At 61.2% G+C, this 24193-nt stretch carries 27 protein-coding genes and 1 tRNA gene; 4 read left to right on the top strand and 24 right to left on the bottom strand.

Annotated features, from left to right (window positions below):
- Positions 1-13: 13 nt before the first annotated feature.
- From queC to SGR02S_RS03005, 11 genes are all read right to left on the bottom strand, one after another.
- A complete protein-coding gene (queC, locus tag SGR02S_RS02960; protein ID WP_067105524.1) occupies positions 14-727 on the bottom strand; it encodes a 7-cyano-7-deazaguanine synthase QueC in 714 nt (237 codons plus the stop codon).
- Positions 724-1098, bottom strand: a complete 375-nt coding sequence (locus SGR02S_RS19485) for a 6-pyruvoyl trahydropterin synthase family protein (RefSeq protein ID WP_082796916.1) — start codon at positions 1096-1098, stop codon at positions 724-726. Before SGR02S_RS19485 ends, queC begins: the two co-directional genes overlap by 4 nt.
- The gene (queE, locus tag SGR02S_RS02965) at positions 1098-1730 is read right to left on the bottom strand and encodes a 7-carboxy-7-deazaguanine synthase (protein WP_067105525.1); all 633 of its coding nucleotides are present in this window, start codon (positions 1728-1730) and stop codon (positions 1098-1100) included. Before queE ends, SGR02S_RS19485 begins: the two co-directional genes overlap by 1 nt.
- The gene (dbpB, locus tag SGR02S_RS02970) at positions 1727-2815 is read right to left on the bottom strand and encodes a DGQHR domain-containing protein DpdB (protein ID WP_067105526.1); all 1089 of its coding nucleotides are present in this window, start codon (positions 2813-2815) and stop codon (positions 1727-1729) included. The genes queE and dbpB (SGR02S_RS02970) overlap by 4 nt, the downstream gene beginning before the upstream one ends.
- On the bottom strand, positions 2778-4109 hold the full coding sequence (gene dpdA, locus SGR02S_RS02975) for a tRNA-guanine transglycosylase DpdA (protein WP_067105527.1): 1332 nt from the start codon (positions 4107-4109) through the stop codon (positions 2778-2780). Before dpdA ends, dbpB (SGR02S_RS02970) begins: the two co-directional genes overlap by 38 nt.
- The gene (gene dbpB, locus SGR02S_RS02980; RefSeq protein ID WP_067105528.1) at positions 4106-5218 is read right to left on the bottom strand and encodes a DGQHR domain-containing protein DpdB; all 1113 of its coding nucleotides are present in this window, start codon (positions 5216-5218) and stop codon (positions 4106-4108) included. Before dbpB (SGR02S_RS02980) ends, dpdA begins: the two co-directional genes overlap by 4 nt.
- The gene (locus SGR02S_RS19935; RefSeq protein WP_156482946.1) at positions 5215-6075 is read right to left on the bottom strand and encodes a hypothetical protein; all 861 of its coding nucleotides are present in this window, start codon (positions 6073-6075) and stop codon (positions 5215-5217) included. The genes dbpB (SGR02S_RS02980) and SGR02S_RS19935 overlap by 4 nt, the downstream gene beginning before the upstream one ends.
- Before the next feature lie 244 nt (positions 6076-6319).
- Entirely contained in the window at positions 6320-6979 is a 660-nt protein-coding gene (locus SGR02S_RS02990) for a lytic transglycosylase domain-containing protein (RefSeq protein ID WP_082796917.1), read from the bottom strand.
- The gene (locus SGR02S_RS02995) at positions 6967-7497 is read right to left on the bottom strand and encodes a S26 family signal peptidase (protein WP_067105530.1); all 531 of its coding nucleotides are present in this window, start codon (positions 7495-7497) and stop codon (positions 6967-6969) included. Before SGR02S_RS02995 ends, SGR02S_RS02990 begins: the two co-directional genes overlap by 13 nt.
- Positions 7490-7720: a helix-turn-helix domain-containing protein gene (locus tag SGR02S_RS03000; protein WP_067105531.1), complete on the bottom strand. Its 231-nt coding sequence runs from the start codon at positions 7718-7720 to the stop codon at positions 7490-7492. The genes SGR02S_RS02995 and SGR02S_RS03000 overlap by 8 nt, the downstream gene beginning before the upstream one ends.
- A gap of 143 nt (positions 7721-7863) precedes the next feature.
- Positions 7864-8127 (bottom strand): hypothetical protein, encoded by a 264-nt coding sequence (locus SGR02S_RS03005; protein WP_067105532.1) that lies wholly within the window; start codon positions 8125-8127, stop codon positions 7864-7866.
- A gap of 72 nt (positions 8128-8199) precedes the next feature.
- Here SGR02S_RS03005 and SGR02S_RS03010 point away from each other — a divergent pair, with 72 nt between their 5' ends.
- Entirely contained in the window at positions 8200-8439 is a 240-nt protein-coding gene (locus SGR02S_RS03010; protein WP_067105533.1) for a helix-turn-helix domain-containing protein, read from the top strand.
- Here the strand turns inward: SGR02S_RS03010 and SGR02S_RS20690 are convergent.
- The 9 genes from SGR02S_RS20690 to SGR02S_RS03055 form a co-directional block, all read right to left on the bottom strand.
- Entirely contained in the window at positions 8433-9026 is a 594-nt protein-coding gene (locus SGR02S_RS20690; RefSeq protein ID WP_082796918.1) for a DNA -binding domain-containing protein, read from the bottom strand. The two genes, SGR02S_RS03010 and SGR02S_RS20690, sit on opposite strands and share 7 nt — an antisense overlap.
- Positions 8932-9198 (bottom strand): transcriptional regulator domain-containing protein, encoded by a 267-nt coding sequence (locus tag SGR02S_RS03020; RefSeq protein WP_067105535.1) that lies wholly within the window; start codon positions 9196-9198, stop codon positions 8932-8934. Before SGR02S_RS03020 ends, SGR02S_RS20690 begins: the two co-directional genes overlap by 95 nt.
- A gap of 5 nt (positions 9199-9203) precedes the next feature.
- A complete protein-coding gene (locus tag SGR02S_RS03025) occupies positions 9204-10064 on the bottom strand; it encodes a phytanoyl-CoA dioxygenase family protein (protein WP_067105536.1) in 861 nt (286 codons plus the stop codon).
- Positions 10061-10687, bottom strand: coding sequence for an acyl-homoserine-lactone synthase (locus tag SGR02S_RS03030; protein WP_067105537.1), 627 nt, complete (start codon positions 10685-10687; stop codon positions 10061-10063). The genes SGR02S_RS03025 and SGR02S_RS03030 overlap by 4 nt, the downstream gene beginning before the upstream one ends.
- Positions 10688-10742: 55 nt before the next feature.
- Positions 10743-11519: a helix-turn-helix transcriptional regulator gene (locus SGR02S_RS03035; RefSeq protein WP_067105538.1), complete on the bottom strand. Its 777-nt coding sequence runs from the start codon at positions 11517-11519 to the stop codon at positions 10743-10745.
- Positions 11501-11959 (bottom strand): DUF2147 domain-containing protein, encoded by a 459-nt coding sequence (locus SGR02S_RS03040; RefSeq protein ID WP_067105539.1) that lies wholly within the window; start codon positions 11957-11959, stop codon positions 11501-11503. Before SGR02S_RS03040 ends, SGR02S_RS03035 begins: the two co-directional genes overlap by 19 nt.
- 184 nt (positions 11960-12143) lie before the next feature.
- Positions 12144-15368 (bottom strand): TonB-dependent receptor, encoded by a 3225-nt coding sequence (locus tag SGR02S_RS03045; protein WP_218000096.1) that lies wholly within the window; start codon positions 15366-15368, stop codon positions 12144-12146.
- A 97-nt stretch (positions 15369-15465) separates the two neighbouring features.
- On the bottom strand, positions 15466-16452 hold the full coding sequence (locus SGR02S_RS03050) for a FecR family protein (RefSeq protein WP_169799624.1): 987 nt from the start codon (positions 16450-16452) through the stop codon (positions 15466-15468).
- A complete protein-coding gene (locus SGR02S_RS03055; RefSeq protein ID WP_218000097.1) occupies positions 16415-17005 on the bottom strand; it encodes an RNA polymerase sigma factor in 591 nt (196 codons plus the stop codon). Before SGR02S_RS03055 ends, SGR02S_RS03050 begins: the two co-directional genes overlap by 38 nt.
- Positions 17006-17179: 174 nt before the next feature.
- On the opposite strand from SGR02S_RS03055, the gene SGR02S_RS19940 reads away from it, so the two are divergent.
- The gene (locus tag SGR02S_RS19940) at positions 17180-18334 is read left to right on the top strand and encodes a hypothetical protein (RefSeq protein WP_156482948.1); all 1155 of its coding nucleotides are present in this window, start codon (positions 17180-17182) and stop codon (positions 18332-18334) included.
- Here SGR02S_RS19940 and SGR02S_RS03065 read toward each other — a convergent pair.
- Entirely contained in the window at positions 18231-19589 is a 1359-nt protein-coding gene (locus tag SGR02S_RS03065) for a tyrosine-type recombinase/integrase (RefSeq protein ID WP_082796920.1), read from the bottom strand. The two genes, SGR02S_RS19940 and SGR02S_RS03065, sit on opposite strands and share 104 nt — an antisense overlap.
- Positions 19590-19749: 160 nt before the next feature.
- Positions 19750-19823: transfer RNA gene (locus SGR02S_RS03070), tRNA-Gly, on the bottom strand.
- 125 nt (positions 19824-19948) lie between these two features.
- Between SGR02S_RS03070 and dinB the strand changes: the two genes are divergently transcribed.
- Positions 19949-21070, top strand: coding sequence for a DNA polymerase IV (gene dinB, locus SGR02S_RS03075; protein WP_067105542.1), 1122 nt, complete (start codon positions 19949-19951; stop codon positions 21068-21070).
- Here dinB and SGR02S_RS03080 read toward each other — a convergent pair.
- Positions 21063-21527, bottom strand: a complete 465-nt coding sequence (locus SGR02S_RS03080) for a hypothetical protein (RefSeq protein WP_156482949.1) — start codon at positions 21525-21527, stop codon at positions 21063-21065. The genes dinB and SGR02S_RS03080 overlap by 8 nt on opposite strands.
- A gap of 59 nt (positions 21528-21586) precedes the next feature.
- Positions 21587-23182: a peptide chain release factor 3 gene (locus SGR02S_RS03085; RefSeq protein ID WP_067105545.1), complete on the bottom strand. Its 1596-nt coding sequence runs from the start codon at positions 23180-23182 to the stop codon at positions 21587-21589.
- Positions 23183-23259: 77 nt separating this feature from the next.
- On the opposite strand from SGR02S_RS03085, the gene SGR02S_RS03090 reads away from it, so the two are divergent.
- Positions 23260-23898, top strand: coding sequence for a hypothetical protein (locus SGR02S_RS03090; RefSeq protein WP_067105546.1), 639 nt, complete (start codon positions 23260-23262; stop codon positions 23896-23898).
- The last annotated feature ends 295 nt before the right edge of the window (positions 23899-24193 follow it).

Genomic DNA, 24193 nt, shown 5'->3' on the forward strand with positions numbered 1-24193 from the left:
AAGGTCACATATATCATTCGTTAATTTCAACCGATTTGAACTGTTTCCAGCCAGTTCTTCTAAGTTCGCAAGCGGGGCAAGTATCACAGCCATAACCCCATTCGTGTCGTACCCGCCGCTCGCCGTTATAACAGGTGTGGGTATGCTCCTGAATGAGATCGACCAGTGCATCTCCGCCGATGTTTCGAGACATCTGCCATGTGGCAGCCTTGTCTATCCACATCAGTGGGGTGTGAAGTACCGAGCGGCTCCCCATGCCGAGGTTGAGGGTCACCTGGAGCGATTTCAGCGTGTCATCGCGGCAGTCGGGATAGCCCGAATAGTCGGTTTCGCACATACCGCCCACCAAGTGTCTTAGATGCCGACGATAGGCCAATGCTGCTGCAAGGGTGAAGAATAGGAGATTGCGACCTGGAACAAAGGTATTCGGCAGCCCATCCGCGCGCATGGAGATTTCTGCATCGCTCGTGAGTGCCGTGTCACTGACCTGTCCGAGAATGGAGAGGTCGAGCATGTGATCCGGGCCCAGCCGTCCCGCCCATTCAGGCTTCAGGTCGATAACCCTCGCGCGAAAATCCGCACGGACTTCCAACTCGATCCGATGGCGTTGACCATAGTCGAAACCGACCGTTTCGACCGTTTCAAAATTGTCGAGAGCCCAAGCAAGACATGTCGCACTATCTTGGCCGCCGGAGAAGAGTATGAGCGCGCCCTTATCATTGCTCATGCGTCTATCTCCTCGCCCCAATAGGAACAGGTTTCAGCACTGGAATCGCGGTAAACCGTTACGCGGTGCAGATTGGATATTTCAGGTCGCAATCGCCCCCATATCCAACGCGAAAGATTCTCCATTGTGGCTGGTCCCAGATCGTTGATCTCGTCGAGAAAACGATGGTCGAGCGCATCGCGAGCCTCTTCCATCTTTTGCTCCAATATCCCCAAATCAACGATCATGCCGCTCGCCGGATCAGGCCGTCCGCGAACAGTGACTTCGGCACGATAACTATGGCCGTGGATGCGACGGCTTGATTCGGTCTGGATCGACCGATCAAGGGTATGAGCAGCGTCAAAACGAAATTGCTTGCTGAGTTCAAACATCAGCGGATTCCGATCATTTTGTGCGACTGGAGCGACAGCCGCCAGCGCGGGTTTTCGGTACAATATTTTATAGTGGCGGCGAGATTGGCGTCGGCCTCGGGCGAGTCCATCGGTTGAAGAAAGAAATGATCAAATTCGAGGTGCGCGAATGCTTCCGGCGGAGCCTTGGGCTGCGGATATACGAGCTTGAGTTCGTGCCCGCGGGTCAATTTGACCGGCGCATCCGCCTTGGGCGATACACAAATCCAATCCAGACCCTCGGGGGCATCCTGCGTGCCGTTCGTTTCAACACCGATCTCGAAGCCGCGCGCGTGGAGAGCGGCAACCAATGCGGCATCCACCTGCAACAGGGGTTCTCCCCCCGTGAGCACGACATAACGGCCGCCAGGCCCCCCGTTCCAAGCCCGCTCGATTGCATCGCCAAGCGCTTCCGCGTCCGCAAATCGACCGCCGTCCGTTCCATCCATGCCAACAAAATCCGTGTCGCAGAAACTGCACACCGACGTCGCCCGATCGACTTCACGCCCGGTCCATAAATTGCATCCCGCGAAGCGGCAGAAGACTGCCGCACGGCCGCTTTGTGCGCCTTCCCCCTGGAGGGTTTTGAATATCTCTTTCACCGCATAGCTCATGCGTCCCCCTCGCTTGTTTCAAAGAGCGGTACGGGCTGAGCTTTACGGCGGCGGCGCTGGTCAGCTTTTACGATCGTGACGAGATAATGTTTGAGTAGGGCGACATCGCGATTGACATTCTGGAGCGACTTCCAGCGCCTTGTTTCACCATCGAATTCCCATTCCCCATCCGTCCAGGCTGTCTTGCCTTTCAGGCACTGCAGCCCGTCGTAAAACTCCTCGATCGTCCGGGCATTGGCGCGCTGTGCGAGGACCTCCATAACATCGCCCATGGCTTGAATGCCGACGCCATGGAGAAGGCGGGAAGAGACCGGGCTTTGACCATGCCATGCCTCGGGAAAAACGCGCTTCACGGCATCAAAATAATTGGAGATGAGGCGCACACATTTGTCGGCGCCTTTCTGGCCGTGGCTGAGATCGCGCAGCACGCCATTGTTGAGCGATTCCATGATGATCTTCTGCATCACGGTGTCGGTGATGATGCCTTCCGGACAGGTGTGCTGCTTGATATATCCTTTCAGCGCCGTGGCCTCAAAGTTGAGCCTGGCCGTCAGGTCTGCGGCTTCCGAGCGCCGACCGAGCCTCGCTGGAAGATCGTCAACGGTTGGCAGCAATTCGTAAATCAGGGACTTGGGCAGCGGTTTGCTATTGTTGATCAGAACAAATTGCCGGCGCAGTTCGGCCTCGTCGCGGCAGATGAGGGCCGACACAAAGAGCTGAAAATCGCGCCCCACCTCGGCAAGTGCCGTAAGGCGCTGCTGACCGTCAACGACGAGGCCAGGCGCTCCGTTGCTCATGTCGATCGACAAGCGGGCGAGCCCGCCCTCCAGATATTCGACATCAACGCCTTCGATGAAGGCGACGACGATTGGATTGGGCAACACCGAATTGGGCTTTTCGAGATAATCCCGAATCTCGCGAATATGGGCTGCCACTTGCGGACGCTGAAATCCGCTGAGTTCGCCATTCTCGTCACGTCCGATGCGGTCGATGCTCGCGAAGCGAAGAACATCTGACGCCCTTGCGGCAAAGCTAAGGACGACATGCTCATGACTCTGCTGGGCACAGACGGCATTGAAGATCATCGGGTCGGATAATGGCACGCTTGAGGTCCAGTCTTTCAATATGGTCTTTATAGACGGCGAGGTTGTGGATGCCGCGTCGCTTGTTGCGATTGCTGCCCCGGAAAATGATGACATCGATGGACGCATCCCGGCAGATGGCGCAGGAGCATTGCGTCCATGGTCGTTCGGTAAGTGTTATGCGGTAGCGCTCCTCTAGGCGCGCGAGCGCAGTGCTGCCTTCACAGTCCTCAAAGGCGCGTTCTTCGACCAGCGGCGCGCTGTAAACCAAGACGTGACGCAGTGTTTCTTCGAGTTCTGCCTCGCCTCGATCAAAGGCCCGGAGCGAGTCTAGCGCAAGGCCTTCGAGACGCAGGAGGTCTTCGGCGCGAAACTGGCCCTTTTTCACGGCCCGCTGCAGCTTGGGATTTTCGATCGCCTGCGGGACACGGATCGACGTGTAGTAGCGTAGGGCTAGATCCTCGCCGGGAAGATAGTAGTTTTGTTTGGCGTCTTTGAAGGCACGGATCAGCGGCGAGGTCGTATCGAAGCTTGCGATGTCATAGCCATGAAAGCTGTCGATATCGTCGGCTTTCGCAAATCCTAGGATATGAAGGCGCGTGCTTGCCGGTACGGCATCTCGAATGGCGGCCAGGCAGCGCTTAATTTCAGGGGATTTGAGCGGCACCATCCCACCGAGCGCCAGATAGTCATAGCCCATCGCGACGAGGCGGCGGGCCCCTTCGGCCATGCTCCCGGGGGACCATCCCTGAATGACGCCAAGCGGTTCAAAATCAGCGCCCATGGCGCGTGCCTCCCGGCGAAACGCATCGGCGTTCTCGAGGGTGATATCGAAGCGCTGCTTCGCATCTTCACTCCCGCCATTCATGCCTTCCAATGCGGGATCAAAATCAAAGATGATATGGTCGACCGAGCAGCCGTGGGTAAAACCGCACTCATCGTAAAACTCAGCCATTTCCAATGGGGTGTAGGGCGGCTTTTCTTCCTGAACGTACGTGAAGGCGCCGCAGTCGCCGAAGATGTCGAGATGCGCGAATTCGGGTTTGTCGAGACGCATGAACTTGCGTACGCCGACCAGGCTGAAACGGCGCGCCTGGCTGGCGGTATATTTGCCTTTGACCCGATGGTCGCCCACTATCCCTCGTGAGACGAGCACGCCATCATAGGGGGCATATCCCAGGATCTCGTGCGGATAGGCGTCATCCCAATAGGGCTGGCGGTCCGCAGCGCTGCGGTCGGCGACAAAATCGAAAGCCGGGTCTACATAATCGAGGCTGTCGGCAAAGATGAACTTCATGGCGCGACCCGCGCGAGCTCGCGCTCAAGATGCATCAGATGGTCGCTCAGTCGCGAGATATGCTGCGACGTAGATTGCACATCATTCCATTCGAGACCCAGGCCATCCCAACTGCCTTCAGTCCAGCGGCAATGAGGCGCGAGCCTCCCCAGAATGGCGCGGATGGCCGCACGCTTGTCGGCGGCCGCATCGACCCGCAGGATCAGCGTATCCATGAGAGCGCCCATGGCGCGGATGCCGGCCGAGTGCATGAGGCGGCTTTGCGAGGGCGGAATCCCCCAAGCATCGGGGAAAACATCTTTCACCGCTCCCCAATAGAGGAGGAGCGTTTCGTACATCGCTTCGGTATCGCTCCCCGTGCCATTGCCTTTAAACTGGCCGAGCGCGCCCGCCGGTGTCCTAAGACTGGCCTTCATCGTTTCGATGAGCGCGTTGTCGGTGACAATGCCCGAGCGGTCAGACTCGCGCTTGATAAGGCCATGAAAGGGCGAATGCGGATCGGTGTTCAGTGCTTCGCACAGGGCGCTGGGCAATTTTCGCGCGGCCAGATCGCGCGGCAAAAGCACGCTGACTTCGGGAAGCAGTTCGTTGATGAGGCGCGTCGGCAGCGGGCGGGCCTTGTTGACGAGAATGAACTGCTCCCGCTGGATGTCGAGCGCATCGGAGATGAAACCGATAACGGGGACCGCAATCGAGGGGTCTTTCGCGGCTGCTAGTGCAAGCGAGCGTTGCTGACCATCGACGATCCAGGCGGCCCGCCGGCCTTCGGGATAAATCGGAATGCTGAGTGTCCCCGCATCACCCACTTCGCACATATTACCCGGGGATCGTCCACGCGCCGAGGCAAAATCGATCTCTGGTGATAAAGCCAAGATGATTGCATTGGGAAAAAGGACCGGGCCACTATCCAGAAAGGCCGTGATTTCCTTCACATGGTCGCGGATTTCTCTGCGCTGGAACCCTTTGAGTTCCTGATCTTCGCGGCGAATTCGGCTGATATCGGCGATCCGGTGGATGTCGGCGCCATAGAGAAAGAAAGCGAAGACGCCGACGCCTTGGCCTTGCTCGGCTCGAACGGCGCGAACCTTCAATGTCTCGCGGGCGCTCATGAGCGTTTCTCCCGAACCAGGCGCACCAATCCGGCGAACCGCGATTGTTCGCAGGCGATGTCGAGTTCATCCCGAAAATAGCGCAGCAATTTTGTCCCGCTGCCGCCCGCATGATCCCAATGCTCCTCGAGAAGCAAGATTATGGCGGCATCATCGAGACGCTTTCGTTCAAATTTCGCTGGGAACTGCCACGTTGAAATTGCCGCCCGTATGACGTCGGCGTCCTTGTCTGTCGACGTCGCTTCTGATCGACCCAAGCCAAGGTCGACATAGTGGCGAAGCGCCCGCGCCGCGAAATCGCTCCGTGTCCCCCGCATGTGGCTGTCGGGCCCATCGAGCCGATCATCATAAGGCATCACGAAGGGACGCAAGGCCTGCAAAATCCGGGCTTCGGGCGCTCTGGTAAAGATACGCAGACGCCCCAACAGCTTCTGAGGCAGGGCCACCAGTTCGTCCGCAAGCATATCGAGATAGGCGTCCGACAGCGCCGCCAAAATCAGACCCGATTGACCGGAAAGCCTGTCTTCCAATGGACGAGCGAACGGCGATGTTGCCCTTAACGCCTTCCACCATTTGGGGATCTCAAAGCCATCGACCACGCGCGCGCGTACACTATCTTCAGCATCAACGAGCACGGTACAAGCATAAGGTGGCACGCGCTGACCCGCATCAACGAGCCCTAGGCCCGCAGAAACGACAAGCAATTGCGCATTGATCGCGGTCGCCGCAGTGCGTGCTTCCTGAAAGCTTCTCCCCCCATAAATCTCAGAAGCGAGAAAGCGTTCTGACTCATTTTCGAGCCGACGCCCCCAGTCTCGCGCAACCTCATCGAGCCTGGCGCTCGCCAACGACATCATGCGAAGTTGGGGCGAAACAGGCCGTCGCTTACGGTTGGTGCAACTGGTAATCACAAATGTCACTAAGCAGCCTCCTGCCGCCCGAAGCAGGCGCATTATTCTCTAGAGAGTTATCCACAGCTTTTCCACATTAAATGTGGCTCGTCTGGATGAGATTATGCGCAATAAATGCAAGTTCCAGACCGATAATCAGGCGTGATTTATGGCAAATAGCTTTGCCCAAGACATCCGCGGGTTGTCCATTCTATGGCTCCGATCCATGGCGAGGCTGGATCAAAAAGAGTCGGACCGGTCCATTCGACTCGGTGTTGTGCGCCGCCATCTTCTCATCGGCTAGGAAGGCTCGTTGGGACTGATGAACGGCGTTGTGCGCACGACCGACGAAAACGTCCCTCCATAGCCCATCGCTGGGTTGTCGTCCGATGCGCTCTGCCGACCGCGTCCCGGCAGTGGCCTCAAGATAGCCACGCGTTTCGCTCGGGAGATTGGAACGGCCGGCTAAGTATGCGGAATAGCGCGCCGGTCCGGCGTTATAGGCGCCGAACAGCCCCGGATAACCGAAGCGGTCATACATGAGCCGCAGATAATAGGTTCCCGCCAAGATGTTGTCGCGAGGATGGTGCGGGTCGTTTCCCAGGCCAAGCCGTGCACGCATGTCGGCCCATGTCCCAGGCATGAGTTGCATCAGACCCATCGCCCCGGCCGAGCTGATGATCGGGCGGCCGTTCAATGTTGTACGCCCGCCGCTCTCGGCGCGCATCACGCGCTCGATCCATTCCACCGGGACACCGGTGCGTGCCGACGCTTCCGCAATATAGGGGCGCCAGCGATCGACGGATTCAGCCCGGACGGGCGTTGCCGCGACCAGCACGAATACCAAGAGCGCGATCCTCACCGCTGCCATAAGAGCCGCGCCTTGCCGACAATATCCGGAGCTTGGCTCACGCCGAAATAGCGCCCGTCGAACGACGCGGTGCTGTCGGCCATCAACAGGAAATACTCGCCCGGACCAAGCTCGGCGCACCCCGACCACCACGGCATCGGCCGCCCCGCGCTGTCGCGACCGAGACGGCGCGCGACAAGACGGCCGTTGACCGTCACGCGCGGGCCAGCGGCGCACACCTCGTCGCCCGCCGCGGCGGCAACGCGCTTCACCAGCGGCACGTTCGCTGGAAGAAAATGGCGCTGCGCCGCGAACAACCGGAACTCGCCCGGCACCCGCGCAATCACCATGTCGCCGCGCGTGAGCGGCGCGGCCTCGCCGACCGCATAGAGGCCGACCGGCGCGCTGGCGCTGGCGTTCCAGACAAGGCGCGGGCGCGGATCGACCAGCAACGTCGCGGCGAGCGCCGCCGCGAGGCCGCCGCAGCCGATCGCCCATCGGCCGAACCGCCGCCGATTGGCCGATGCTGGGTCAGTCATTGCCCGGCGCTCCGTCCTGCCCGATCGACCAGCTATCGAGGTCGTCGATATGATAACGGATGCGCTGGCAATGGCGGCGGAAGCGCGGCCCGGTGCCGCGCGTGCGATGCACCTGCAAGGTCCGCAGCGAGACGCCGAGATAATGGGCGGCCTGCTTCGGACTTAGGAAGGGGGAGCCGCGCTTGGCTTCCTTCGCCCGCTCGATGCTGTCGTCGCTCTCCATCCTGTCTCTCGCTCCGTCGCGCCGTGTCGGCGAAAGAGTGAGGATGGCGCGCGGTTCACGCCCGCGAACGTGTCGGAATCAGGATCGCGGATTCCGACACCTCTGGAAGGGTCGGGCCGCTTCAATCCGCCGGGGATGGGCGCCTATGTGGCAAAGCCGCCATCGACGAACCAATGGGCGCGGTCGAGATGGGATTGCCAGCAGTTCTTTGCGCCGCCGGGATCGGCCGCGACGTCGAGGTCAAGCACCTCCATTGCCACATCGGTCCAGTCATAATCATCGCGCTCGGCATCAAGCAGTCGCGCATAGGTCAGTATATGGGTCCGGTCGTAATCGGTCAGGACGGAAGCATCGGGAGCGCGTTCGGCAATCCCGCACCGGCACCTGTTCAGGAAGGATATGGTCATCAATCAAGGGCCTATTGTTGCGAGTATTATAATACGTAGCATCAAAATGCCCGACTGTCCTCTAACCTATGGATGGACGTGAGAAAACTTGTCGGCAGCAATGCCCGCCGTTACCGCATCGCGGCCGGTTTAAGTCAGGAAGAAGTTGGCGTCCGGATGGGCGTCGATCGCGCGCATGTCGGGCTGATTGAGCGAGGCGAGCAGAACGCGACTTTGCTCACCATCTGGAGTCTTTGCGAGGCGCTGAATATTCGCCCGCAAGCTCTGTTCGACGAAAGCGAATATCCGGTGGACGACCGCAATAGTCAGTGAGGTCGGAGCACGCCGGATAGAATCGCCGCAGGCCCGCCCGTCCATAGGCGGTGGGCGAAGTCTACGAGACGCCGCGCGGCGGACTTGGTCGACTCCCCGCGACCGGGCCAGTCGCCCGCGCGAACGAACGCTTCGCCGATGGTTCGCAGCGACGCCCCTTCGCCCAAGGCGTCGATGACGCGCAAGGCCAGCACGACGCGGTAAAGGCGCGGCGGCGTCACCGCCGCGAGCGGCTGGCCGCGTGTGAGGCCGACCAGGCGCCGGAACTCGGCAAGCTGCCTCGGCGCGACGGCGACGGTGAAAGGGAATATCAACCGGTCGAGCGGCAACGGCTCAACGCTACTCGCAATGTCGACGCGGACGCCGTGATGAACGCCGCCGATGACGGTATGAAGCTGCTTATCCCCGACGACGGCGAGGCAGGTTGCGAGCGAAGGCGCGGCATCGGCGCGGGCTGCGCCCCGCGCGGGTCGGGCGCGCAGCACCGACGGATCAAGCGCGGCCGACCATAGGAGCCGTGCGGCGGACGCAGAGCGGCCCGGTTCCTCGGCGAAAGTGCAGCCCCCAACGCGCGGTGAACGCGGCATCGGCAGCGATCAGCGGGCCGTCGCCCGCATCGGCCCCGCCGGGATAGTCGGGATCGCGGCGCAGCAACTCCCATGCGAGGCCGCGCGCGCCGGTGGCGGCGAGCGCCGCATAGGCGCGCGCGTCGCGCCAGCTTCCGGGCGGCAGCACCGCGCGCATCTCGATCGCCGGCATGACCGCTACCTGTCGCCGCGCTGCGTCTGGACATAGGCGCGAAGCGCGTCGGCCTGATCGGGCCGCAGCGCATCGACGGCGGCGACATGATCGGGCCCATCGCCCGTAAGCAGCCAGGATGGGCAGCGCCCTTCGACGTTACCGAGATTGGGGCGATGCTGCGCGTAGCCGACCAGCGCCGCCAGTTCAGGGTCGAAGTGCCGCGCGACCTCGGGCGGATAGACCAGCCATTGCAGCTCGAACGGCTTGAGCCAGCCAAGGCAATAGCTGACGATGATCCCGCGTCGAAGGTCATCGCTGACATTGGCGCCCGCGCCGTGCAGCGTCCCGCCAAGCCATACCAGCGCATCGCCGGGTTCGCAGGTCGCCGCGATCGCCGCGCTTTCGCTTGTGTCGCCGTCATAGGTGAGCCGGTGACTGCCCGGCCATAGTCGGGTTGCGCCGTTCTCCTTCGTGAAGGGCGACAGCGGCCACATGACATTCACCTGAAATTGATGCCCGCCCTTGATCGCGGGCCATAGGTCATGGTCGCGGTGCGGATATTGCGCGAGCGCGCCGGGGTGGATTTCCACGGCCTGCGTGAGATTGAGCGCGATGCGGTCGCAGTTCGGCGACAGGACGCTTTGGGCCAGCGCCAGGATCGTGTCGTGCATCACCAGCGCGCGGGTTGCGGGCGCGCGGGTGAGCAGCCGCCCGAAACGCTTGGTTCGCTCGCCGAAGAAGTCGCCGACACAATAGGGCGTCGCCGCGCAATCATAGTCGAGCGAGGAATCCAGCGCGTCGATCTGGCTGGCCGGGACCAGATTACGGATGATGCAAAATCCGTCGCGGTCGAGCCTGCTATCGGGGGAGAAAGACCCGGTCATGCCGCCGACCCCGCCGCGATCGTTCCCACCGGCAAGGCGGGGAGCGCATGGAGGCCGTTCGCTTCGAGATGGGCGGGCGTCGCCGGCTCGATCGTCACGGCGAAGGCGCCGAGACGACCGCCACCCAAATCCTGCCCCGGCCCGAGCGCCTCGCCCTGCCAGCCCATAGCGAGGATCTGTTCGCGGAAGCGCGCGGTGACGACGCCGGTAAAACGGTTGATGCCGCGATCGAGCGCATGATCGACCATCGCGCGGATAAGCCCGTCGCGCAGCCGCAGCCGTTCGGGCCGCAGCAGGTTGGGCGGCAGACAAAGCCGGGTGATCTCGAATATGTCGGGGCCGACGGGAACGCCGTCGGTGCAAAGCCGCTCGAACAAGGTGCCGAGAAGATGCGGCCGCATCGAAGGCAGCAGCCGCATCGACGCCAGATGACGCCCTGCGCGATCGGCGGCGATGATATAGGTGGCATAGGCGTCGTCGAAGCGATCGACCTCAAGGCGGTCGTCAACGACGGTCAAATCCCAGTCGAGCAGGTCGATGAACAGCCGCTTGCGGTCCTCGAACATGGATTCGAGTAAGGACTGGTCGGCCGGGGTGCCTAGCCCTTCGACGATATGGATCATAGTGTCGCTCCCTTGCGTTTGGTCCCGCAAGGAAAGCGAAAGGCGATTGCGACTTTTATCCTGCCAATCGGCGGTATTGCCGCGGGGCGATTTCGTGGATTCCGACCTCGCCGTCGAGGATCGCGGCGATGACGAGCTGGGTGCGGTTGCTGACCTCGTAAAGACCGCAAGCCGCCTCGATATAGGATTTGATCGTCCCCGGCTGCAAACCGAGGATGGTCGCAATGTCGGTGTTGCTCTTGCCCTGTCCGGCGAGAACGACACATTCGCGGTAGCGCGGCATGAGCCGAGCGACGCGCACACGGCGCAGATGGCCGCCGTTCACGATCCGCCGGGCTTTCTGGAAGGCGAAACCGCCGATCGAATGCACGGCGTCGAGATGGTGCCGGAAGCTTCCCGGCCTGCGCGGGCTACAGAAATTGCACGATCCGCTGCGCTCGCCCAGCACGAAGGCCGGGACGGTGATGCCGTTGGTGACGCCATAGCGTTCTCCCCGTTCGAGAAAGGCCCGGTGCCGCGGCCCGAGTTCAATCAGGTCGCCGATCTCGCGCCATGTAAAGCAGGCGTTCGCCGCGATGCAGGCATGAACGACGGGATCGTCGCGATGATAGAGGCCGGCGAAATATTCGACAGCATAGTCGGGCGGATAGTTGTTCATGTTGATGAGGCCCGGCAAGCCGGTGCGGTGGTCGTCGTGATGGATCATCGCATAGTAACGATAACCCATTTCATGCGCGATCGCTTCGAGCGCGCCGTCGATCGCGGGCAGCTCGTCCGCCTTCTGGATTTCGACAAGAAATTCCGCTGTAAGGCTTAGCGCACGCGCGTCCAAACCTTGGTGCGGCAGAAGATTGCCGCCTTGCAACCCTTCACCTCCAGTTTTCTATTGGCTCGCAGGGTCAAAACGCCCTTGGCGGCGCTTTCGCCCGTCTCCGGGTCATAGAGCGGGCCGCCCTTCCACTCGGCCGGTCCCCCGGTGAATCCCTGCAATACGACCAGACCGCGCAGCGGCTTTTCGCGTAGCGCACGGTCGGGGTTCTTCACGTCGCGATGGTCGGGGTTGGCCCGCAGGGGAGCGGCGTCGTCCACCTTGCCGCAGATGGCCGCACCGCAACGATAAAGCTCGACACGCCCGCCCTGGCTACCGGTCGACCACAGACCGATTATGGAGGCGCCGCTCCCCTGCGATGCTGCGGCCGCGCCCCCTCCCGAAGCGGCCGCAACGACTGCGGCTGCAAACATGATTGCCGGTGCCACAATCGATCTTGTCATATTCCTGTCCTTCAGAAATCGGCCGACGCCCGCTGTCGGGGTGTGAACGAGCGCCGGCCCAGTTTTCTCCGGAGTGAGGGGAGATTGCGATGCCCGCCGATCCTCGAAAAACCGGGCCGATGTTCGCTCGGGAGCAAACAGACATCGGCCCGAGGTTATCCCCCAGTGGAGTGGGCGGAGAGGATCAGAACTTCTTGGCGATGCTGAACCCGATGATCCGGGGGTCGAGGGTGAAGACGTTGGCGGTCAAGCCGCTGTCATCGCTGTTCAGGAAGGCATCGGTGATCGGCGTCTTGTTGAACAGGTTCTTGATGTAGAACTGGAACGCCAGCCCGCTGTCCGGCCGCTCGACCGTGAGCGACACATTGGCGTTATCCCATGATTTCAGGCGGTCGATCTCCGTATTATAAACTCGCGCCCAGCTTTTGGCCTGACGATAATAATCGCCGCGCAGGGTGATGTCCCAGTCATTGATCGGCAGCGTATATTGCGCCCCCAGATTGACGGTCCAATGCGGTGCGTTCGGCAGTTCGTTTCCGCCAAGATCGGCATCAAAGCCCCTGCCTTGATTGGGCGCATCGGTCGCCGGATCATAGGTGAAGCCATACAGGATCGAATTAAGCGATCCCTCCCTGTAGTCACCATACCAGGACCCCCCGCAGAGCGGTAGCAGCCCAAGCGCGGGATAATCGACAGACAGCGAGTTGTTGATGACCTGTTCCACCAACGCTTTGGGAGCGACGCAGTTGGAAGCCAGTTGCAGCCATGACTTGACCAACACCCAATCCGGATTGTCCTGCGTCCGGTTCATGACGTCTATCGATTTCATGCCATTGTCGATTCGCGTGCCAAGATATCCGAAATTAGCATTCGCCCGAAAACGTGACGTTGGCCGCCACGCCAGCTCCAGTTCGGCACCCCACATTTTCGCATCGTAGTTCTCGTTGAGGGCCAATCGGTCGACGATCTGTGACACCTGATAATCGGTATAATCGTACAGAAACGCGTTGGCATTCAGCGTGAATTTCCCGCCGCCAAAACTATTCTTCATTCCTATTTCAAAAGCATTGACGCTTTCTGGCCGGAACGTCGTTGGTAGGGGAAAGAACTGCAACAGTTCCGGGTTTCCGTCGATTCCTGGGGGGTTGGCGCCACCGCCCTTATAGCCGCGAGCATAGGACGCGTAAACCAAGGTGCTGTCGGTGAAACTGATATTGGGCTTCCAATCCAAGACCATACGCCCCGTCAGTCTCGTCCACTTCTGCTTGATGTCGGGGGACACCCGATAGCCAAAATTCACAAACCCCGAGGAGATAATTCCTCCGCCAAGGAGAAGCTGTGTATTGATCGGCGTGGCGACCTTTTTGTCTTCGGTAAGCCGCAATCCCGTGGTTAATTTCAGATTGTCGGATAAATTCCAATAAACCTCGCCGAATACCGCTTTTGATCTTGTCTTATTTATATTCCTGCTACGGAAATAGTTATGACCGTCTCCGTTTATTTGACTCAGCGGATTAGGATCAACATATACACAGGGATCGAAAAAATCTGATACATAATTTTCACACGTTCTGATCGGGTATCCAGACTGGGTTCCAGCAAAAATACCTTGGGCCGCTGCCGTGAAAAGATTATTGAAAACATAATAATCTTCATCAATTTTATACTCTAAATAATTTGCACCCAGGACAAAATTTATTGCCCCGTCCAACGCTGACTGGAGGCGCAATTCCTGATACCACTGGCTGCTCCGTGACTTGACCTGATCGACACCAAGGATTGTGTCCGATGGCCCCAGTTGAGGATCGAGAAAAACCCCTCCCGGACTTATTCCGGCTGTTGGCAGCGTATTTCCAATCGCGTCTACCGCAACGGAGGAATCTCTAATGACGGGGCCAAGACTAAACCTATTATAATCTTGCGTAGAGTTATAATTATCTCGGGTATAGGAAGTCTGAGAATAAAGCTTTATGCTCGGGCCTAGAGAAAGCTCTGCGTTCAGCTGGAACACGTCATTTTTGGCCCGGAACGTGGGATCATAAGTAGTAGAAATGTGCCTTAAATTGCGTGATTGAGCAATGCTGGCGTAAGGATCCTTGGTCGGATCCAGCAGCGTGTAGCCTGAGGGAGTCCTAGTATCCAAGTTCGGGTCGAGCCCAAGACCGATCGCCGTGGCCGCCGCTGTAATATTAGGAAGCGCAAAGCCGTTCGGCGCCCCAAAAGCATCATCGCTATATAACGAACTATCCTGGCAACCCTGGCTCAACAAACCGCGCGCCAACACATTGAGCCTGATTGTTGCATCGTTGGTGAGGTCCACACCGCCGATGGAGGTTGGCCCGGGATCGCGGGTGCAAAGCTGCTTGCCGGTTCGCGATCGATCGTCATTCTCGTTGAAATGCTCCCAGATCGCGTTGACACGGAAGCTGTCGCTCGGCTCCCAAGCGGCGCTGGTGCGCGTCGACCAAAGGTCGCGGCCGTTTACACGGCGATTCGTCACCGTGTTGAAGTCATAGCCGTCGCGGCTGGTCCAGGCGCCTGCCACACGCACCGCCAGCGTGTCGCTGAGGGGCACGTTGAGCATACCCTTCGCCCGCATGCTGCCGTAGTTGCCGGCTTCCAGTTGCAGGTCGCCCTCAAATTTATCAGGATCGGCGATATTTGGGATCATGTTGACGACACCGCCGGTTGCGTTGCGACCGTACAGCGTGCCTTGGGGACCGCGCAGCACCTCGACGCGTTCGACATCAAAGTATTCCTGCTCAAACAGGCGATTGCGGATCAGCGGCGTGTTGTTGAAACTGATCGCCACGGCGGGGTCGGACGCGACCGAAAGCGCCTTTGTTCCCACGCCCCGGATCGAGAAATTGTAGCTCGCGAAGTTGGTTTTGGAGAAGGATACGTTCGGCACCGCGCGAACCAGTTCCGACCCGCCTTCCACCTTCTGCTCATCAAGCGATTTCGCTGAAAAGGCAGACACCGAAATCGGAACATTCTGGATGGATTCGGCTTTCTTCTGCGCGGTAACGATGATTTCGTTGGCAGCGTAACCGCCATCATCGCTGGCGGACGTCGCGGCGTTCCCCGCGTTGGCCGAGATTGCGGATGCCAGCGCCCAGGTGCGCCCGTCGCTCGACACGACGCGCAGCCCCGCATCAGCGGCGGCGCGGCGGACGGCCTGATCGACGGTCATCGAGCCTTTGATCGCGCGGATGGTCTTGCCGCGCACCGCTTCTTCGCTGACAAGAATCTGAATGTCGGCCTGCTCCGCGAGTGCGGGGATGCCGGTGGCGGCCGATTGCGCCGGAACGTCGAAGCTCCTGGTCTGCGCCATCGCGGGCGTCGCAACCGCCACCGCACAAATTGCCGCCGAAGACGCGAGAGCGCCGCGAAGATCGCGATACCGCATATTATCCTCCCCCATGTAATCCGGCCCGATCATTCGGGCTCACATGGACAACGATGCTTGAGCGAGACTTTTTTGTAATTTTTTCTGAAAAAATCCGTCAATCCGACGACAGGATGATCCGGTCGGCGGTGATGACGGCGCGAGAATCCGTCAGTATCTCAACGGCGTGCGCGAAAGCGTCGGGTTCGTTGGTGCGGAAGCGGCCAATCATCTTTTTCTGGCCGAGCGCCGCGTCGGAAAGCTCGATCTTGCGGACATTGTAGCGGTTGAACTCGGCCACCGCCTCGGCAACCGTGTCCCCGTCGAACACGAGCTGGCCGGTGCGCCATGCCAGCGCATTGTCGATTTCCTTGCTCGCACCGGCAATGGACACCACGGCTTTGTCGGGTGCGATGAAGGCGCGCGTTCCCGCCTCGACGCGGCGGATATTGGCTTCGTCCCCGACGCGCCACACCTCGACGACGCCTTCGGTCACTCGCACATCGACGCCGTTCGCTTCCCGCCTGACGGAAAAGGCCGTGCCGACCGCGCGAACGCGCACGTCGCCGATTTCGACCAGGAAAGGCCGCGCCCGGTCCTTGGCAACCTGAAACCATGCTTCGCCGCCCTTGAGCGCGATCTGGCGCAGCTTCGGCTTCATGGTCACGTCGAGCGCGGTTTGCGTGTTCACGGCGGCAAGCGAGCCGTCGCTTAGCGGCACGCGCCGGATTTCTCCTATCGCTGTCTGGATTTGCTCATCCGGCGCAGCGAAGAAATCCATGCGCGGAAGGCCGACCACCAATGCGGCGGCAGCGGCGGCGGCGGCACCGCCGCCCAGTATGACACGCCGCCTTGAAAACCAGCCGCCGCCAGCGGCGGCCACCTCGTAAGCTGGCGGTTGTCCGGCGCGAAGGACGCTCGCGCGGTCGAGCATGTTCCATGCAACCTTGGCACGGAAATAGGCACCGCGACGGCGATCATCACCCGCGAGCCACGCCTTGAGTTCGGCGCGCACGGCAGGGTCGTGGCCCTCGCGGTCCATGCGGGCGACCCACTCGACCGCGCGATCATTGATCGCTTGTGCTGTTTCGCGTTCGCTCATCATATCCCATTCTTGCCATTGCTCGCGCGGTCTTGCGATCGCCATCGGCTATCGACTGCAATATCAGCTTCATGCCCTTGGCAACTTCATTCCCGATCACAAATTCCGTAACGCCAAGCTGCTCGGCAACCTCGCGCTGCGACAGTCCATCGACCTTGCGAAGCTCGAAAATCCTTCGGCAGCGGTCGGGCAGCTCCTCGATAAGACGCTGCACCCGTTCCAGTTCGCGCCGGGCGGCGACAACCCGTTCGGGTGTCGGCTCGTCCATTGCGATGCCTGTGTTCTCGATCTCCGTAACCGATTCGATGCTGACCACGCGCGCGCGGCGCAATCGCATGAGAACAATGCTGCGCGCGGCGGTGAAGAAATAGGCACGACCACTGGCGATATGGCTTACGCCTTTCAGGCCCGCGATCTGGCAATAGGTTTCCTGTATCACGTCTTCCAGGTCGTCGGGATCGAGGGTGCGAAGCAGCCAGGCGCGCACGTCCGCTTCGTGCGGCAGGATTTCCCGCCCCACCCAGGCCATGATCTGCGCGCGCTTCTCCCGGTTCACGTCATTCGACTTTTTCGCTCCCGTTCACCCCAACGATGCACGACGGAGGATTTCCCGTAAATTTTGTTCAAATTTATTGGGTGCTGACAATCTACACCCCAATCATCCAAGCCCGAAACCAAACAAAAAATGCACCGCCGCGCATCGTTGGAAGGAGTAGGAGAATGCGAGGCCATGAACGATGAAGCGACGATAACACGGCAAGAACTTTACGATCTCGTCTGGCAGAAGCCGATGACACGCCTTGCAGAAGAATTTGGGATTACCGACCAACGGCTTGCCAGCCTGTGCAAGCGAGAGGCGATTCCGCGGCCGCTCCGGGGCCATTGGAACAAGCTCGCATTCGGCAAGCAGGTTGGTGCAAGACCGCCGCTTCCATCCGGAAATCGAGGCGCGGATGCGATCGTTTTTCGCATATCGGACTTGTTGGCCCCTCCCGCGACGCCCAAATCGCAGGTCGATCGGCACAAGGCAAAGATTCCGCCGGTTCGAATTTCTGAGCGGCTGTTTCATCCGCACCCGGTCATCGCCGAGCGTATCGCTTGCCGAAAAGCGGATATACGCGCCGGCGAGGAATATTATGACTGCGGCAACCGCGCGTGGGAGAAGATAACGCCCTTCAACGATGCTGATCGGCGCCTTTTTTGCGTTCTCAATGCTATTTGCCAGAGTCTCGAGACGCATAGAGTGGCGGTAAGCCGCAATGAGCGCGGCGAACTGACGGCACGTTCGGGCTGTGATGCAATCGTGTTTCAGCTTCGCTACCGAATGAAACGGATCAAGACGTCAACGATGCCTGACTCCTGGGACATTCGACCCAAAGGGGATGACGTCGTTCGCCGCGATCTCGAAGCGACGGGCAATCTCATATTCGAGATGACAAGTTGGATGCCTTCAGGCTTCCGCCGCAAGTGGTGCGAGGGTTCAACCTATCGCATGGAACAGTTTGCCAGCGACATTGTCGCGACCATGATCTTGGCGCTCCCCGCTCTCGCTGCCGAACGCGAAGCGCGGGAGGAACGCAGGCGTCTTTCTGAAATGAGGATGAAGCAGCAAAGCGAACAGGAAGCGCAGCGACGCTCGGATAAAAATCGCTTCCGGCAGCTCGCCGAACATGCCGCAGCATGGCGTGAAACGTCGCTGCTGCGACGCTTCGTTGCGGCCATGCGTGAGGCCGACCTCGACATGGGAATGGTGATCGAGGGCAAGACCATCGCGCAATGGCTCAACTGGGCGGAGATTGCGGTCGACCGTCACGATCCGCTTTTACACCCGAAGAGCGTGATCGAATCCATTGCAGCCGTGGATCGTTGGACCTATCCAGACTGACGAGCGGTCCGCCCAAACGCCTTGCACCCACGGCTAGTTTCTCGGGCTCCATATTCTTTGCGGACTCTACGTTCTCCCGCAAACGATCGAGTTCATCCGACCAGAATTGCATCATCTGGACGCGCTCGTCCCAATATTCGCCTCTGGCATAGGCGCGACGCACCGCGTTGCCTTCGGCGTGAGCGAGTTGCCTTTCGATCGCATCGGGATTCCAGCGACCCATTTCGTTGAGCAAGGTGCTTGCCATCGCGCGGAAACCATGCCCGGTCATTTCATCCTTCGCGTAGCCGAGACGACGGAGCGCGCCGTTGATGGTGTTTTCCGACATGGGGCGACTGGCCGAGCGTAGCGAAGGAAAAAGATACGGACTCGGGCTGGCATCATATTCCAGCATGGCGATGATTTCCAAAGCCTGCCGGGAAAGCGGAATCTTGTGGGCCCGGCGCATTTTCATCTTGCTCCCGGGGATCGTCCACACTGCTTTGTCGAGATCAAACTCCTTCCATTCGGCATGGCGAAGTTCGCCGGGGCGAACAAAAACATGGGGCAAGAGGCGCAGCGCGATCAGCGTGGACGGATGGCCCTCATAGCTCTCTATCGCGCGCAGCAACGCGCCAACCCCTGCTGGTGTGGTGATGGCGGCGCGATGCGTCACCTTCGGTGTAATCAGCGCCCCGCGCAAATCGGCGGCGACATCGCGGTCCGCTCGAACAGTGGCGATCGCATAGCGGAAAACCTGACCGCATATGCTTCGCAGGCGAAGAGCGGTTTCGTGCTTTCCCTTCGTTTCATATTTGCGAAGCAGGGTCAGCAATTCGAACGGCTTGATCTCTGCAATCGGCCGATGCCCGATAAACTGGTAGGAGAAGTCCAGCAGCCAGCGGTTCTTCTTGAGCGTGGCCGGCGAGAGGCCTTCCTTCGTGACCTTGGCCAGCCATTCCTCTGCGACGGCTTTGAATGTGTTTGCCGCCGCTATGCTCGCTGCCGCCTTTTCGAGCCTGGCCTGCTCGGCTGGATCGCGCCCGGTGGCCAGCAATTGCCGAGCTTCGTCGCGCTTGGCTCTGGCTCCGGCAAGGCCAACATCGGGCCAAGCGCCAAAGGACAGGGTCTTTTGCTTTCCAAGAAAGCGGTAGTTCATCCGCCAACATCGTCGCCCCGCAGGGGTCACAAGAAGATATAGCCCGCCCGAATCACCCAGCTTATATGGCTTATCGCGGCCCTTCGCCGCCTTGACTGCTACCGCCGTCAGCATGATGGTATCTCTTCCATGACTGCCTCGGACATACCATCAAATATACCCCCAAATTGTCGGGGTGCGACGAAATACGCCCGTATCAACACGGACGGTGATAGCATAAAAAATGGGAGAAATCAGCCGTTTTCTGGACGTTGCCGGACGTCCTCGGAAGAGCCTCTGGAGCGGGTAGCGGGAATCGAACCCGCCTAGCTAGCTTGGAAGGCTAGAGCATTACCACTATGCTATACCCGCGTCTCCAAGGTCGGCGGCGATTGCCATTTCGGCCCGCATTCGTCAAGCGTCGACATCGGATCGGGCGCGGCCCGCGGGCCGGCGCCGCGATTGAGAACATCATGGCAACATGATAGGATGGGCGCGTGAGCGAGGGCAGCGACAGCGGTGCGGAGGGCGCAGGCGGCCCGGTGCGCAAGATCATCCATGTCGACATGGATGCCTTCTACGCCTCGGTCGAGCAGCGCGACGACCCGGCCTTGCGCGGAAAGCCCGTTGCGGTCGGTGGCTCATCGCGGCGTGGCGTGGTCGCCGCCGCTTCTTATGAGGCTCGAAAATTCGGGGTCCGCTCCGCGATGCCGAGCGTCACCGCCCGGCGGCGCTGCCCCGACCTGCTCTTCGTCCCGCCGCGCTTCGACGCCTATCGCGAGATTTCACACCAGATCCGCGCCATCTTTCGCGACTATGCCGACGAGGTCGAGCCGCTGGCGCTCGACGAGGCCTATCTCGACGTCACGCGCGACAAGGCCGGACTGGGCAGCGCGACCGCCGCGGCGCGTGCGATCCGCGCCCGTATCCGCGCCGAGACCCGCCTCACCGCGTCGGCCGGCGTCTCCTACAACAAGTTCATCGCCAAGCTCGCCTCCGACCAGAACAAACCCGACGGGCTGACCGTCATTCCGCCGCGCCGGGGCGCCGCGTTCGTCCAGACGCTGTCGATCCGCCGCTTTCACGGCATCGGCCCGGTGACGGCGGCGAAGATGGAGGGGCTCGGCATCTTTTCCGGTGCCGATCTGGCGGCGAAGGACAGGGCGTGGCTCGCCAGCCATTTCGGCAACAGCGCCGAATGGCTCCACAATCTGGCGCGCGGGATCGACCATCGCCGCGTCAAGTCGAACCGGCCGCTCAAGTCGCTCGGCGGCGAGCGGACCTTCTTCCACGACCTGATCGCCGACGTCGAGATCCGCGAGGCGCTTGCGCATGTCTGTACCGTCGTCTGGGACCGCGCCGCCAAGCGCCATGCACGCGGCCGCACGGTAACGCTCAAGCTGCGCTACGCCGATTTCCGGACGATCACGCGGGCGAAATCGGTCCCCTTCCCCATCGGCGACGGCGCGGCGCTGCTCGCGGTGGGCGAGGCGATCCTGGCCCCGCTGCTGCCCGTCGAGCAGGGCATCCGCCTGCTGGGGGTGACGCTGAGCAAGTTCGAGGGGGAAGAGGAGGAGGAAGCCCTCGCCGCACCCAGTGACCTGCTCAGTCTTATCTGACCGCCAGCGCGGGCGCGAAGCGGCGGATCGCCACCTGCATCTTCGGTGACATAGCCTTGAAATCGCAGCGGATCAGCGGCTCGTCCATTTCCTGAATCTCGTCCCGAAAAGGTGCGCCGACGCGGTAAAGCGCGCGATCCGTTTCGACCCGCTTGATGCGGAAATAGCCCGCGCCGTCGTAGCCGCCGAACTGCATCTGGGTGAAGCCGTCCGGCTCCGCGCGCGTCTGCGTGATCGGTTCGAGTTCGGCGGCGGGGCCCATGCTGCCGTTGGGGCCATAATAATAGAGCGCGCCCCAGCGCGTTCCGTCGAAGACATAGCCGTGATGCACCGTGGCGCATTTTTCGGTGTCGTTGGTCCAGAAACCCGGCGCGATCGGCAGTTCGATCGCAGGCTGTGCCCCGGCTGGCGTTCCGTTCATCAGCGCCGCCGCGGCGATCATTCCCAAAGCGCGCATCCATCCCTCCCCACCCATGGTCGAACGTGACGTCATGGTGGCGGAATCGCTGCGGGCGATCAACCCGCGTCGGCGAACCGCCGCTCCTTGGTCGCGGTGAAGCGGATGGCGGGGTGGCGCTGCGTCACATAGCCGACCTCCCACGCGTCCTTTGCCATGAACACCGGCGCGCCGTCGCGGTCAGCCGCGCTCGCGCCGCGATGGTCCGACTGAAAAGCCTTGAGCGCCGCCGGATCGTCGCTCGCGATCCAGCGTGCCGTGTCCCACGGCGATGCCTCCAGCTTCGCTTCAACCTTATATTCGGCCTCGAGACGGCTGATCAGCACGTCGAGCTGCAACTGGCCGACGACGCCGACGATCATGTTCGACCCGATTTCGGGATAGAAGACCTGGATGATCCCCTCCTCCGCCATGTCGTCGAGGGCCTTTCGGAGCTGCTTGGTCTTGGTCGGATCGACCAAGGCGACGCGGCGCAGGATTTCGGGCGCGAAATTGGGCAGGCCGGTGATAGTGATGTCGCTGCGTTCCGACAGCGTGTCGCCGACGCGCAGCGTGCCGTGGTTGGGAATGCCGATGATGTCGCCGGGCCACGCCTCCTCGGCCATTTCGCGGTCCTGCGCAAGGAACAGCATCGGGCGGCTGATCGCGATCGCCTTGCCCGTCCCGCCCTGCGTCAATCGCATGCCGCGCTCGAACTTGCCCGAGCACAGGCGCATGAAGGCGATGCGGTCGCGGTGCGCGGGGTTCATGTTCGCTTGCACCTTGAAGATGAAGCCGGTGACGGCATCGTCGTCGGGGCACACGGGCGCAGGCTCGGCGGGCTGCGGCTGCGGCCCCGGCGCATGCGCGGCGAGTGCGGCGAGCAGGTCGACGACGCCAAACTCCTTGAGCGCCGACCCGAAATAGACTGGCGTCAGGTCGCCACCGCGATAAGCCGCCGCGTCGAAGGGCGCATAACCCGCCGAAGCCAGTTCGATCTCTTCGTTGAACTGGTCGAGCGCGCGCGAGTCGACCGCCGCCGCCAGCTTCGGATCGTCATGGCCGGCGAGCGCGATCCGCTCGCCCTCGAACGCGCGCGAGGCTTCCTTGCCCGGGACTGCGAGCGACGGTTCGACGAGATCGTAGAGGCCGGAGAAGGTTCCGCCCATCCCCACCGGCCAGTTCATGGGGCAGACGTCGAGCGCGAGCCGGTCGGCGACCTCGTCGAGCAGTTCGAAGGGCGACTGACCTTCGCGGTCGACCTTGTTGATGAAGGTGACGATCGGTACCGATCGCAAGCGGCACACTTCGAACAGCTTCAGCGTCTGCGGCTCGATGCCCTTGGCGGCGTCGATCACCATCACCGCACTGTCGACCGCGGTCAGCGTGCGATAGGTGTCCTCGCTGAAATCCTCGTGCCCCGGCGTGTCGAGCAGGTTGAAGACCAGCCCCGCATGCTCGAAGGTCATCACCGACGATGTGACCGAAATGCCGCGCTGCTGCTCGATCTTCATCCAGTCGGAGCGCGCGCGCCGCGCCTGCCCGCGCGCTTTCACCTCGCCCGCCATGTGGATCGCGCCACCCGCGACGAGCAGCTTTTCGGTCAAGGTGGTCTTGCCCGCGTCGGGGTGCGAGATGATGGCGAAGGTGCGGCGGTCGGGACGGTTCTGGGACATGGCGCGGGCGGTTAGCAGGGTGCGGGGCGAGTGGAAAGGGGCTGGCGCCGCCGCCATCGCATAGGCAAGAGCGGACAATGCGAAACTCCCTTTTTGCCCTCGCGCTGATCGGCGCGCCCGTCGCCGCGCAGGATTCACTGCTCATCGGCGAATACGGCCTTGCCGAAGGCCCCGACGTTGGCGGCGGCCTGCGGATAAGGAACGACGGGCGTTTCCAATATGGGCTCGCTGCGGGCGCGCTCGACGAACGCGCCGAGGGGCGCTGGGAAGCGCGCGGGGACATGATCTGCCTGACCACCGACCCCAAGCCGGTGCCGCCGACGATGTCGAAAGGCAAGACCGGCGAGATCGACGGCGCGGTGCCCACCATCCTCGTCACCTGGCCGAACGGCCGGACCATCGCAGGTGTCGATTTCACGATCGGTTTCGACAGCGGCGCGCCGATCGACGGCTACACCCAATATGACGGCTGGACGATGCCCGACGACGACCCGCGCATCCCGCGCTGGATCGAGGTGCGCGAGCCGATTTACAGCATCACCGCGCCGCGCTTCGACCTGACCGAAGCCGACGGCGGCAAGCTGCGCGTGATCATCGAACCCAACGACATCGGAGTCGTCGATTTCGACGGGGCGTGCGCCGAGCGTACCGAGCGCGGGCTGACATTGCATCGCGCCGAGGGCACCATGCGGTTCGTGCGGGTGGGTGACGAATAGGGCCGAATCGACATATGGCGAATCACCCGCGACATTTTATTTCAAAGTATACGAAAGTCACACGACATCCTCCTCCATTTCGTCTCCTGAGCCGGGTTGAAGCCGTGGCGGAAGGGAGGAGAGAGGGCGAACGGAGCGGCGCATCGCGAAAGGGCTATCATGCCCCGATATTGTAGGAAAGCGCTGCAGTTCCGGGGGTAGCGCCCGCCCTTCACCTTCGTCATGCTGAACTTGTTTCAGCATCCATGCCGGGACTCGAAATCGGCGCCGCGCCGAAGGAAACGGCAGACCATGG

This window comes from Sphingopyxis granuli NBRC 100800, from assembly GCF_001591045.1.
GTDB lineage: Bacteria > Pseudomonadota > Alphaproteobacteria > Sphingomonadales > Sphingomonadaceae > Sphingopyxis > Sphingopyxis granuli.